We start from the raw sequence: 11,900 nt of genomic DNA, 5'->3' as shown, positions 1-11,900 counted from the left end.
CCCGGCCAGCGCCAGCAGAGACGTAAGCGCCAGGGCCAGGTAACTGACCCACAAATCACGCAATTTTCCAAAAGCCGCAATGCGCAAGTTCATCATCACCAGGCTGGCGACTCCGCCCGGTGCATACATCACCATGAACAGGAATATCAGGCCCAGATAAAGCAGCCAGGCCTTGGTGAATTCACTCAACAGGACGAACGCCAGCACCATCAAAATGGCGCCGATGATGGGACCGAAAAAGAAGGTCGCACCGCCCAGGAAGGTGAACAGCAAATAGGCTCCGGAGCGCGCGGCACCAACCACTTCAGCGGTGACGATTTCAAAATTCAGCGCTCCCAGGCCGCCTGAAATGCCGGCAAAGAAACCGGCAATGATGAATGCGGTGTAGCGAATTCTCTGGGTGTTGTAGCCGACGAATTCGACGCGCTCGGGATTGTCCCGCACGGCATTGAGCATGCGCCCCAAAGGTGTTCGAGTGAAGGCAAACATGGCCGCCACCGCCAGAAAGGTATACACCGCAATCAGGTAGTAAACCTGGATCGGCGGTCCGTAGGTAATCCCCATGAAGGCCTTGCCGGCCACCCGGTTGCCCGATACGCCACCCTCGCCACCGAAGAACTCCGGAATCATCAGCGACATGGCGGAAACCAGTTCCGCCAGCCCCAAGGTGATCATCGCGAAGGTGGTGCCCGATTTTTTGGTCGTCACATAGCCAAACAGAACGGCGAAACCTATGCCGGCCAGACCGCCCACCAGGGGTACCAGGGAAACCGGCATCGGAATGGAGCCATCGCTGATGCTGTTCAGCGCGTGGATCGCCAGGTAGGAGCCCAAGCCGGTGTAGACCGCATGGCCGAAGCTCAGCATGCCGCCCTGCCCCAGCAACATGTTGTAGGACAGGCAGGCGATGATGGCAATGCCCATCTGCGAAAGAATGGTGTACGACAGGCTGCTGGTAAAGACCAGTGGGACCAGCGCCAGCACCAGGGCAAACAGGCTCCAGACCAGCCAGCGGCCGATGTTCAGGGGTTTGAATTCGTAAGTCGTGCTCATGGCTCAGTCCTCCCGGGTGCCCAACAAGCCCTTGGGCCGGAAGATCAGGATCAAGACCAGGAACAGGAATGGAAGAATCGGTGCAATCTGCGACAGGGTGAGCTTGACAAAGGAATTGCCCAGCACGCCGGCGCCCAGTTGCAAACCGAGTTGCGCCGCCAGGGTACCCAGCGAATAGTCAAAGGCCACGGCAAAAGTCTGTATGACGCCGATCAGCACCGAAGCCAGGAAAGCCCCCGACAGCGAGCCCATGCCACCCACCACCACCACCACAAAGATGACCGGACCGACAGCCGCCGCCATGGAAGGTTCGGTCAGGAAGGTGCTGCCGCCGATCACACCGGCCAGCCCGGCCAGCCCGGCGCCGGCGCCGAACACCAGCATGAAGACAGCCGGCACATTGTGGCCCAGAGCCTCGACCATTTCCGGGTGGGTCAGCGCCGCCTGGATCACCAGCCCGATCCGGGTACGTGTCAGCAGCAGCCAGACCGACACCAGCATGATCACGGCCATCAGCATCATGAAGGCGCGGGTCGCCGGAAACGGCGAGCACACCAGGCGCACGCTGGCGTCGGCAGCCCGGCACAACTCGGCCGGGGCGGCACCCCAGATCAGACTCAGGCCCTTGAGCGAATGATTGATCAAGGTAAAGGCTGGACCCTGCAACAAATCGGGCGGCCGGAATTCAAGGGCAATTCGACCCCAGACGAGCTGCACCAATTCCAGAATGACGTAGGTCAGACCGAAAGTAATCAGGAGTTCGGGGACATGCCCGAACTTGTAGACCTTGCGCAGAAAATGGCGTTCAAACAGTACTCCGAGGGCAGCCACCAGCAGCGGCGCCAGCACCAGTGCCGGCCAGAACCCCACCATCCTTGAGACGGTATAGCCAATATATGCGCCCAGCATGTAGAAGCTGGCGTGGGCAAAATTCAGAACACCCATCATGCTGAAAATCAGCGTCAGCCCAGAGCTCAGCATGAACAGCAACAAACCGTAGCTCACGCCATTGAGCATGGAGATGATGAAAAACTCCATTCAGACAGTCCTTCCTAACCGGCAGAAAAATAAAAGAGCCCGATACGGTGCACCCGTTCGGGCTCCAGCTTCAGGTTGCGGCGGGTATCAAGGACGTTTCATCTGGCAGCTGGTGGGCGTGCTGGAAACATAGTTGGGGTATTCCTTGAGCGGGGCCAGCGTCATGCCGGTGTTCTCCGGGCTGTAGGGATACTTGGCACTGGCCTTCTCCCACACCGCCATGTACAGCGGTTGCTGCAACTGATGATCCGCCTTGCGGATTTCGACTTCGCCATTGAAACTCTTGACCTTGATGCCTTCCAGCGCCGCCGCCACCTTCACCGGGTCGGTCGACTTGGCCTTGGCCATGGCCGCACCCAGGGTCTCGAAAATACGGATGGTGGAGCCGGTATAGAAGTCGTCGTTGTATTTGGCTTTGAACTCGTTCTGCCACTTTTGCATCTGCCCACCCATGTTGTAGTGGTTGTAGGCAATCTGGTAAACGCGGCCGGCGCCGTGGCTGCCCAAAGCAGTCGGCGTGCCGGTGACGCCGGCGTAATAGGTGAAGAACTTGCCGGTGTAGCCACCCTCATTGGCCGCTTTCACCAACAAAGACAAGTCCGAGCCCCAGTTGCCGGTGATGACGGTGTCGGCACCGGAAGCCTTGATCTTGGCGATGTAGGGCGCGAAGTCGCGCACTTGCGCGATCGGATGCAGGTCTTCGCCAACGATCTGGATATCCGGGCGCTTGCGTGCCAGCGCTTCCTTGGCGTACTTGGCCACCTGAACGCCATGCGAGTAGTTCTGATTGAGCAAATACACCTTCTTGATGTCTTTTTGCTCGGCCATGAAGCTGCTCATGGCTTCCATCTTCATGGTGGTATCGGCATCGAAACGGAAATGCCAGTAACTGCATTTGCTGTTCGTCAGATCCGGGTCCACGGCCGAGTCGTTCAGGTACAGGACTTCCTTGCCCGGATTGCGTTCGTTGTGTTTCGTCACCGCATCCGACAGCGCCAGCGCCACCGAGGAACCATTGCCCTGAATGATGTAGCGCACGCCCTGGTCGAGGGCCGCTTTCAAGGCATTCAGACTTTCAGTGGGACTGAGCTTGTTGTCGACGCCAACGACTTCAAACTTGACACCGGCCGGGTTGCCGGCGCCGCTGAATTTTTCCGCGAAGAACTGATAACCCTTGAGTTGACTCACACCAACCGGACCCAGCAGCCCGGTCAAGGGATCGATCCGGACCATCTTGACGACCTCACCCTTTTGGGCAAAGGCTGCGCTGACGCACAAAACGGCGGACGCGGCGGCAATTAATTTGAAGGCAAATTTCATATAAAAATCTCCAGAGTTTCAATCATCCAACACCCGCGCAGCGTACAAGTAATTGTGCGCTGCACCACGAGGGTTTTCCACTACGCTGAATCACCCATGCGACAGGCTGCACCGATCAAGCAGACTCAGACCCCCGGCAGCTTGTAATCCTTGAGCATTTCGCGCAACTTGGTCTTTTGCATCTTGCCCGTGCCACCCAAGGGAATTCCGTCAACAAACACAACATCGTCCGGAATTTGCCACTTGGCTGTCTTGCCCTCATAGAAGGCCAATAGTTCGTCGCGCGACACCTCGCTGCCGGGCTTCTTCACCACGGCGATGATGGGGCGCTCATCCCACTTGGGGTGTTTCATGCCGATGCAGGCCGCCATCGCCACCGCCGGATGCGCCATGGCAATGTTTTCAACGTCGATGGAGCTGATCCATTCGCCCCCCGATTTGATGACGTCCTTGCTGCGGTCGGTGATCTGCATGTAGCCGTCGGCATCGATGGTCGCCACGTCGCCGGTCGGAAACCAGCCGTCCACCAGGGGCGAGCCGCCCTCGCCCTTGAAATACGCGTCGATGACCCACGGCCCCTTGACCAGCAGGTCGCCATAGGCTTTGCCATCCCAGGGCAACTCGCTGCCATTGCCATCGACAATTTTCATGTCGACGCCAAAAATGCCGCGCCCCTGCTTGAGGCGCACCTTCATCTTGTCCGCGGCGCTCATCTCCAGATGCTTGTTCTTCAGCGTGCACAGCGTGCCCAGCGGCGACATCTCCGTCATGCCCCAGGCGTGCAGCACCTCGACGCCGTAGTCGTCATTGAAGGCGGTGATCATGGCCGGCGGGCAGGCTGAGCCACCGATCACGGTGCGCTTCAACGTGGAGAAACGCAGCTTGTTGGTCTGCATGTGCGACAGCATCATCTGCCACACCGTTGGCACGCCGGCGGCATAGCTCACTTTTTCGGCCTCGATCAGCTCGAAAATCGACTTGCCATCCATCGCCGGTCCGGGAAACACCAGTTTGGCGCCGGTCATGGCGGCGGTGTAGGGGATGCCCCAGGCGTTGACGTGGAACATCGGCACCACGGGCAGAATCGAATCCCGCGCGCTCACGCACATCACATCGGGCAAGGCCACGGCGTAGGCGTGCAGCATGGTCGAGCGATGGCTGTACAGGGCGGCCTTCGGGTTGCCCGTGGTGCCGCTGGTGTAACACATGCTGGAGGCCGAGTTTTCATCGAATGACGGCCACTGGTAGCGGCTCGACTGGGCGCCGATCCAGGCTTCGTAGCTGATCAGGCCCGGGATGCCGCTGTCGGCCGGCAACTTATCGGCATCGCACATCGCCACATAATGTTTGATGGTGGGACAGCGGCTGTGGATGGCTTTGACAATGGGCAGAAATGTCATGTCAAAACAGAGCACCGAATCTTCGGCATGGTTGACGATCCAGCTGATCTGGTCCGGGTGCAAACGCGGGTTCAGGGTGTGCAGGACGCGGCCAGTGCCGCTGACGCCAAAGTACAACTCCAGGTGACGGTAGCCGTTCCATGCCAGGGTTGCCACGCGGGCGCTGAATGGCAGCTTGAAACCATCCAGCGCATTGGCCAGCTGGCGCGAACGCGCCGCCACATCCTTGTAGGTGTAGCGGTGAATATCCCCTTCCACCCGCCGCGATACGATTTCGCCCTCGCCATGGTGGCGGTCGGCGAACTCGATCAGCGCCGAGATCAACAACTGTTGGTTTTGCATCAACCCAAGCATGAACAAGCTCCTGAAAATAGTAAATCTGAACGTTGCGGGACAGATGGCGGCCAGCAATCCAAAACCTTGCGGAACAGACCGCGGTGAGACCCAATAAACCGGCTCTGTCCCCAACTGACCATCAGATGCCGGCTGTTCACCAGCTCTGTCCGCAACTGACCAAGCGCATGTTACTGCGTTTTTTTGGATAACCCTGCAAGCATCGGGTGTCGCGCCGGCGCGAGACAATCCGGGCATGAACCGCTGCACAGACCCACTCCATCAACTTGATCTGGGCTTGACCTGGCGCAATAGTTTCAGCCAGTTGGGGGAAGACTTTTACACCCCGGTATCCCCCCAACCCTTGCCGGCGCCGTACTGGGTCGGCAGCAGCCGCGCCATGGCCCGCGAACTCGGCCTGGAGGCATCCTGGCTGGACTCGAAAGACCTGCTGGAAGCCCTCAGCGGCAACTGCGCCATCGCCGGCACACGGCCGCTGGCCAGTGTTTACAGCGGTCATCAATTCGGCGTTTGGGCCGGCCAATTGGGCGATGGTCGCGCCATCCTGCTGGGCGAGACCACTGCCGGGCTGGAACTGCAACTCAAGGGCGCCGGTTTGACGCCCTATTCGCGCATGGCCGACGGCCGGGCCGTGCTGCGTTCCAGCATCCGTGAATTCCTGTGCAGCGAAGCCATGCATGGCCTGCAAGTGCCCAGCACGCGGGCCTTGTGCGTCACCGGCTCGGACGCCCCAATCTACCGCGAGACCATGGAAACGGCGGCGGTGCTGACACGGCTGGCACCGAGCTTTGTGCGCTTCGGCCATTTCGAGCACTTTTCCTACCGCGGCCAACTTGATCAGCTCAAGGTCCTGGCCGACTACGTGATCGACCGGTTTTACCCGCAGTGTCGCGCCAGCGACAAATTTTCCGGCAACGCCTATGCTGCCCTGCTCGAGGCGGTAAACGAGCGCACCGCCCAGCTGGTAGCGCAATGGCAAGCACTGGGGTTTTGCCACGGTGTCATGAACACCGACAACATGAGCATTCTGGGGCTGACCATCGATTACGGTCCGTTTCAATTCCTGGATGCCTACCGGAGCGATCACATCTGCAACCATTCCGATACGCAGGGACGCTACGCCTTCAACCAGCAACCCAATATTGCCTACTGGAACCTGTTTTGCCTGGGACAGGCCTTGCTGCCCCTGATCGTCGAGCCGGAACTGGCGCTGGCCGCACTGGAGCCGTTCAAAGCCCTGTTTCCGCGCGAATTTGAACGGCGCATGCGCGCCAAGCTTGGACTCTCCGACAGCGACGTGCAAGACCCGGCGGGCGACCGGATGCTGATCCAGGACATCCTGCAGTTGCTGGCCAGAGACGGGGTCGACTACAGTATCTTCTGGCGGCGCCTGAGCCACTGCGTGGCCGACGCCACCAGCGAACCGGTGCGCGACTTGTTCCTGGACCGATCGGCCTTTGTCGCCTGGTGGCTGCGTTATGAAAAACGGCTCTCTTCCAGTTCACCAACTCAGGCGTCGGGTTTGATGCTCAAGACCAACCCCAAATTCGTACTGCGCAACCACCTGGCCGAACAGGCCATTCAAAGCGCCAAAATGAAGGACTTTTCCCTGGTCGACAAGTTGCTGACGGTACTTGAATCGCCGTTTGAAGAGCATCCCGCATACGCCCAATTCGCCGCCTTCCCGCCGGATTGGGCGCATAGTATCCAAATCAGTTGCAGTTCCTGAAACCCAGCATGACTTTCAAGATTCAAAAAACCGACGCACAGTGGAAAGCGCTGTTGCAAGCCAAGGGCGCCGAGCCGCTGGCCTTCGAGGTGACGCGCCACGAGGCGACCGAACGGGCCTACAGCGGCAAGCTGGAGGGCCAGCAGGCGGCCGGCATTTACCGCTGCATTTGCTGCGACAAACCGCTGTTCGACAGTGACGCGAAATTTGAATCGCACTGCGGCTGGCCCAGCTATTTTGAACCCATCGAGGCCGCGGCCGTGGCCACCAAGGTGGATAACCAGCTGTTTTCGCGCCGCACCGAGGTGCACTGTGCCGACTGCGGCGCGCACCTGGGCCATGTGTTCGAGGACGGCCCGGCGCCTACCGGTCTGCGCTACTGCATGAACTCGGCTTCGTTAAACTTCACCCCCAAATGAAAATACTGATCGACTTCTTTCCCATCCTGCTGTTCTTCGGCGCTTACAAGCTGTACGACATCTATGTAGGCACCGGCGTGCTGATGGTCGCCACGGCGCTTCAAATGAGCCTGATCTACGCGCTGGACCGAAAACTGCAAGCCATGCACAAGATCACGCTGGCACTGATTTTGATTTTCGGCAGCTTGACCCTGCTGCTGCATGACGAACGCTTCATCAAGTGGAAACCCACCGTGCTGTACGGCGCAACCGCAATTGCGCTGGCGCTGGCAGTCTGGGTCTACAAGAAGAACTTTCTCAAGATGATGCTGGGCAGCCAATTGGAATTGCCTGATCCGGTGTGGATGCGGCTCAATCTGGTCTGGGTCGTCTACAGCGCCTTCATGGCGCTCATCAATGCCTATGTGGCGGCCTTCTACAGCACCGAGGCCTGGGTCAATTTCAAACTCTGGGGCTATGCCTTTCCGCTGGTCTTCATCGTTGGCCAGGGTTTCTACATTGCGCGTTACCTGAAAACCGACGAACCCAAAACCTGATGCCCACCATGACCAGCCGCCTTGCCTCCAGCGCGCCCACCGCGCAGCAGCTCGACCAGCGCTTGCGTGAGACCCTGCAACCGGTCACGCTGGAGGTGCTCGACGAGAGTTATCGGCACCAGGGCCACGCCGGCGCCAACGGCAGCGGCTTTGGCAGTCATTTCCGCGTGCGCATCACTTCACATATATTTACCGGCAAGTCGGCGCTGGCGCGCCACCGCCTTGTGTATGATGCGCTGCAAGATTTCATGGAGCAGGGCTTGCACGCGCTGGCGATTGAAGCTGGACCCCCCTCAGTTTGAACCTTATTTGAAGCTACCGACCTAGAACTTTTTACCCAGGAAACCTGAATGAAAATGAAATTTTTAGCCACGCTTGCAAGCGCCGCCCTGCTGAGCACCTTGACCCCGCTGGCATTGGCGCAAAACGTGGCCGTCGTCAACGGCAAAGCCGTTCCGACCTCACGCGTCGACGTACTGGCCCAGCAGATTGCCCGTTCCGGCCGTCCGGTGACACCCGAGATGCAGACGCAACTCAAGGACGAAGTCATTGCCCGTGAAATTTTCATCCAGGAAGCCCAGAAGCAGGGCCTTGACACCACGGAAGACTTCAAGATCCAGGTGGAACTGGCGCGCCAGACGCTCTTGATCCGCGAACTGTTTGCCACTTACCAGAAAGCCAACCCTGTCGGCGACGCCGAGGTGAAGGCCGAGTACGACAAGTTCATCGCCGCCAACAGTGGCAAGGAATACCACGCTCGTCACATCCTGGTGGAAAAGGAAGACCAGGCCAAGGCCATCATTGCCCAATTGAAGAAAGGCGGCAAATTTGACGAGATTGCCAAGAAATCTTCCAAGGACCCCGGCTCGGCGGCCAAGGGTGGCGATCTTGACTGGGCCAACGCCGGCAACTACGTCGCCGAATTCTCGGAGGCCTTGAGCAAGCTGGCCAAGGGCAAGATCACTGAAACGCCGGTCAAGACACAATTTGGTTATCACGTGATTCGTCTGGACGACGTGCGCGATGCCCAATTGCCAAAATTCGACGACGTGAAACCGCAGATCGCGCAGCAATTGCTGCAACAGAAAATGGGCAAGTACCAGGAAGAACTGCGCGCCAAGGCCAAGATCGAATAACCGGCTCAACGAGCGGGGAGTGCCGCGCTGCGGTCTGTCTCACAAAAAATAAAAACGCGGCTTTGGCCGCGTTTTTTTATTTGGCCACCCAGCCCACCGCCATCAGGGTGCCTATCATCAGCGGCTGGTGCAGCATGTAATAAGGCAGGCTCCAGCGCCCTATTGCGGCCAGCGGCTGAAAGACACCGGGCAGGGTCTGTTGCAGACCCTTCAGACCGCTGCCAGTCAGCCAGTTGCCGGCCGCCACCCCCCACCAGACCACCCCCAGCCACGGCAGCAGCGGCACGTAGTCCTCGGTGATCGGCTTGTGCGTGATCCAACCCAGCCAGTTCAGTGTTGGCGCGTCGAAAGCCGCGGCGAAGGGGGCCAGCGTCTGCGTCTCCAGGGCCTGGGAGCCGACGAATTTCGCGGCGATGGCGAGCCCTCCCAGAAGCCACAGCCAACCGCCCCAGCGGGCCGTCAAGCGCGCCACGATCAGCATCAGGGCGATGCCGTGCAAGACGCCAAAATAAATGAAACTTTGCGGGTACATCCACCACGACCCCAGCGTCACCAGCAGCGCGCAAGCCACAATTTGCCCCCAGCGACGCCAGAAGCGCGACCAGCTTTGCCCTTGCGCAACGGCGATGGCTTGCCCCATGCCGGCGCAAAACAGGAACAGACTCAGGATCAGGGTGCGCTGCCAGGTCCAGACCGGATCGCGGTAGAAATTCTGCTGGATGTAGCCGAACTGGTTCAGGTCGAAACAGAAGTGAAACGCTGTCATCCAGAGCATGGCCAGACCGCGCAAGGCGTCCACCGCGTCAAATCGGGGTCTGGCAGTGACAGGGAATTTGGAACGCATGGTGTGACGATAACCGATCGGCGCGGGGATAATCCGCAGCATGTCACTGTTAGACCATCAGCTCGAACTCCTGGCCCCGGCGCGCGACGCCCAGATCGGCATCGAGGCCGTCAACCACGGTGCCGATGCGGTCTACATCGGCGGCCCCTCGTTTGGCGCCCGTTCCAGCGCCGACAACAGCGTGCCGGAGATTGCCCGGCTGGTGCGCCATGCGCACCGTTTCAACAGCCGCATTTTCGTCACCCTGAACACCATCCTGCGTGACGATGAGTTGGAGCCGGCCCGCCAGCTGGCCTGGCAACTGTACGACGCCGGCGTCGACGCCCTCATCATCCAGGACATGGGCCTGCTGGAAATTGACCTGCCGCCAATTCAGTTGCACGCCAGCACCCAATGCGATATCCGAACGCCCCAGAAAGCGCGTTTTCTGCAAGACGTCGGCCTGTCCCAGATTGTGCTGGCACGGGAGTTGACGCTGGCGCAAATCCAGGCGATTCGGGCACAGACCCATTGCACGCTCGAATTCTTCGTGCATGGCGCCTTGTGCGTGGCCTACAGCGGCCAGTGCTACATCAGCCAGGCCCACACCGGGCGCAGCGCCAATCGCGGCGAATGCAGCCAGGCCTGCCGCCTGCCCTACCAGGTGCTGGACGCAAAAGGACGCTTTGTGGCCCATGACAAACATGTGCTGTCGATGAAGGACAACAACCAGAGCAACAATCTGGCAGCGCTGGTGGACGCGGGTATCCGCAGTTTCAAGATCGAGGGTCGCTACAAGGATTTGGGCTACGTGAAAAACATCACCGCCCACTACCGCAAGCTGCTGGACGCGCTGATGGAACAACGCCAGGATTCGGAACTGCCGCTGGCAAGATCCTCCAGTGGCAGCACCCGCTTCAGCTTCGCGCCCGACCCACAACAAAATTTCAACCGCGAGTTCACCGACTATTTCGTGCCGGGTCGGCAACCCGACATCGGTGCTTTTGACACGCCCAAGAACCCGGGCCAGCCGATCGGTCATGTGACCCAGCTGGGCCCCAACTGGCTGGAGCTGGAAACCATCGCACCCGATACCCAACTGCACAACGGCGACGGCCTGTGCTATTACGACCTGCAAAAGGAACTGGTGGGGCTGGCCATCAACCGGGCCGAGCGCAGCAGCGGCAAGCAGGCCGCCGCCAGCTCGCGCTGGCGGGTCTTTCCGAAAGACCCGATGGCCGATTTGAAAGACCTGCGCAAGGGCACGGAAGTCAATCGCAACCGCGACCTTGAATGGGTGCGCGTACTGGACAAAAAATCCAGCGAGCGGCGCATCGGCGTCTGGGCCCAGCTGACCGACACGGCGCAGGAAATCACCCTGACGCTGACCGACGAGGACGGCCACAGTGCGACGGCGCGGGCAGCACTGCCGGACGCGACGCGCCAGTTGGCGCAGGACCGGGACGCGGCGCTGGCCCATTTGCGCCTGCACGTCGGCAAGCTGGGCAGCAGCCATTTTGCGATGCTGGACTTGCAAGTGGTCTTTTCACAAGCCTGGTTTGTCCCCGCTTCCTTACTCAACCCCTTGCGCCGCGAGGCGGTGGCGGCACTGGAGGCGGCCCGGGCCAGGGCGTTCACGCGCTTGCCCCGTGCCGCTGCGCTGACGCCGGCGGTGCCCTACCCCGAAGACAGCCTGAGCTACCTGGCCAATGTGTTCAATCAAAAAGCCCATGCTTTTTATGCCCGGCACGGTGTCAAGCTGATTGCGCCGGCCTACGAGGCCTTGCAGGAGCTGGGTGAGGTCAGCTTGATGATCAGCAAGCACTGCGTGCGCTTTTCCTTGAGCCTGTGCCCCAAACAGGCCAAGGGTGTCATGGGCGTGCAGGGCACGATCAAGGCCGAGCCGCTGCAACTGCTCAACGGCAAGGAAAAGCTGACCCTGCGCTTCGACTGCAAAGCCTGCGAAATGCACGTGCTGGGCAGTATGAAGAAATCGGTACTGCAGCAGGCGCGCCGGGCGCCGACAGTAGCGCAAAGCGATAAGCCCCTGACCTTTTACAAAAAACGGCCAGCGCAAGAATTTGGCCACTGA

Annotated in this window: 11 protein-coding genes; 6 read left to right on the top strand and 5 right to left on the bottom strand. The window is 59.9% G+C overall.

Annotated features, from left to right (window positions below; genetic code table 11):
• The 4 genes from PHS32_RS15310 to PHS32_RS15295 all read right to left on the bottom strand — a co-directional run.
• Positions 1–1,053 (bottom strand): branched-chain amino acid ABC transporter permease (locus PHS32_RS15310; protein WP_301079899.1); only part of this gene is annotated, 1,053 nt, incomplete at its 3' end.
• Positions 1,054–1,056: 3 nt separating this feature from the next.
• Positions 1,057–2,091: a branched-chain amino acid ABC transporter permease gene (locus tag PHS32_RS15305; protein WP_301079897.1), complete on the bottom strand. Its 1,035-nt coding sequence runs from the start codon at positions 2,089–2,091 to the stop codon at positions 1,057–1,059.
• Positions 2,092–2,178: 87 nt separating this feature from the next.
• Positions 2,179–3,411, bottom strand: a complete 1,233-nt coding sequence (locus PHS32_RS15300; protein WP_301079896.1) for a branched-chain amino acid ABC transporter substrate-binding protein — start codon at positions 3,409–3,411, stop codon at positions 2,179–2,181.
• A 125-nt stretch (positions 3,412–3,536) separates the two neighbouring features.
• Positions 3,537–5,165, bottom strand: coding sequence for a 3-(methylthio)propionyl-CoA ligase (locus tag PHS32_RS15295; protein ID WP_301079895.1), 1,629 nt, complete (start codon positions 5,163–5,165; stop codon positions 3,537–3,539).
• Positions 5,166–5,400: 235 nt separating this feature from the next.
• Between PHS32_RS15295 and PHS32_RS15290 the strand changes: the two genes are divergently transcribed.
• The 5 genes from PHS32_RS15290 to PHS32_RS15270 are packed head-to-tail and all read left to right on the top strand — an operon-like array spanning position 5,401 to position 8,985.
• Positions 5,401–6,894 carry a protein adenylyltransferase SelO gene (locus PHS32_RS15290; RefSeq protein ID WP_301079893.1) on the top strand — a complete coding sequence of 498 codons (1,494 nt, stop codon included), beginning with the start codon at positions 5,401–5,403 and terminating at the stop codon, positions 6,892–6,894.
• 8 nt (positions 6,895–6,902) lie between these two features.
• Positions 6,903–7,313 (top strand): peptide-methionine (R)-S-oxide reductase MsrB, encoded by a 411-nt coding sequence (gene msrB / locus PHS32_RS15285; RefSeq protein WP_301079892.1) that lies wholly within the window; start codon positions 6,903–6,905, stop codon positions 7,311–7,313.
• On the top strand, positions 7,310–7,849 hold the full coding sequence (locus tag PHS32_RS15280) for a septation protein A (RefSeq protein ID WP_301079891.1): 540 nt from the start codon (positions 7,310–7,312) through the stop codon (positions 7,847–7,849). Before msrB ends, PHS32_RS15280 begins: the two co-directional genes overlap by 4 nt.
• An 8-nt stretch (positions 7,850–7,857) precedes the next feature.
• Complete coding sequence (locus PHS32_RS15275) at positions 7,858–8,151, top strand: BolA family protein (protein WP_301079890.1); 294 nt, start codon at positions 7,858–7,860, stop codon at positions 8,149–8,151.
• 48 nt (positions 8,152–8,199) lie between these two features.
• Positions 8,200–8,985 (top strand): peptidylprolyl isomerase, encoded by a 786-nt coding sequence (locus tag PHS32_RS15270; protein WP_301079889.1) that lies wholly within the window; start codon positions 8,200–8,202, stop codon positions 8,983–8,985.
• A gap of 76 nt (positions 8,986–9,061) precedes the next feature.
• Here the strand turns inward: PHS32_RS15270 and PHS32_RS15265 are convergent, their stop codons facing one another.
• Complete coding sequence (locus PHS32_RS15265) at positions 9,062–9,829, bottom strand: heparan-alpha-glucosaminide N-acetyltransferase (RefSeq protein ID WP_301079888.1); 768 nt, start codon at positions 9,827–9,829, stop codon at positions 9,062–9,064.
• A gap of 40 nt (positions 9,830–9,869) precedes the next feature.
• Between PHS32_RS15265 and PHS32_RS15260 the strand changes: the two genes are divergently transcribed.
• Complete coding sequence (locus PHS32_RS15260; protein ID WP_301079886.1) at positions 9,870–11,900, top strand: U32 family peptidase; 2,031 nt, start codon at positions 9,870–9,872, stop codon at positions 11,898–11,900.

The sequence above is a fragment of the Rhodoferax sp. genome (assembly GCF_028714215.1).
Classification (GTDB): Bacteria; Pseudomonadota; Gammaproteobacteria; order Burkholderiales; family Burkholderiaceae_C; genus Rhodoferax.
This window is presented reverse-complemented; position numbering and strand designations above follow the sequence as displayed.

What these genes read in the sequence shown, in the direction of transcription:
- PHS32_RS15305 (WP_301079897.1), bottom strand. Translation starts at nt 2,091, where the DNA reads ATGGAGTTTTTCATCATCTCCATGCTCAATGGCGTGAGCTACGGTTTG.
- PHS32_RS15300 (WP_301079896.1), bottom strand. Translation starts at nt 3,411, where the DNA reads ATGAAATTTGCCTTCAAATTAATTGCCGCCGCGTCCGCCGTTTTGTGC.
- PHS32_RS15295 (WP_301079895.1), bottom strand. Translation starts at nt 5,165, where the DNA reads ATGCTTGGGTTGATGCAAAACCAACAGTTGTTGATCTCGGCGCTGATC.
- PHS32_RS15290 (WP_301079893.1), top strand. Translation starts at nt 5,401, where the DNA reads ATGAACCGCTGCACAGACCCACTCCATCAACTTGATCTGGGCTTGACC.
- msrB (WP_301079892.1), top strand. Translation starts at nt 6,903, where the DNA reads ATGACTTTCAAGATTCAAAAAACCGACGCACAGTGGAAAGCGCTGTTG.
- PHS32_RS15280 (WP_301079891.1), top strand. Translation starts at nt 7,310, where the DNA reads ATGAAAATACTGATCGACTTCTTTCCCATCCTGCTGTTCTTCGGCGCT.
- PHS32_RS15275 (WP_301079890.1), top strand. Translation starts at nt 7,858, where the DNA reads ATGACCAGCCGCCTTGCCTCCAGCGCGCCCACCGCGCAGCAGCTCGAC.
- PHS32_RS15270 (WP_301079889.1), top strand. Translation starts at nt 8,200, where the DNA reads ATGAAAATGAAATTTTTAGCCACGCTTGCAAGCGCCGCCCTGCTGAGC.
- PHS32_RS15265 (WP_301079888.1), bottom strand. Translation starts at nt 9,829, where the DNA reads ATGCGTTCCAAATTCCCTGTCACTGCCAGACCCCGATTTGACGCGGTG.
- PHS32_RS15260 (WP_301079886.1), top strand. Translation starts at nt 9,870, where the DNA reads ATGTCACTGTTAGACCATCAGCTCGAACTCCTGGCCCCGGCGCGCGAC.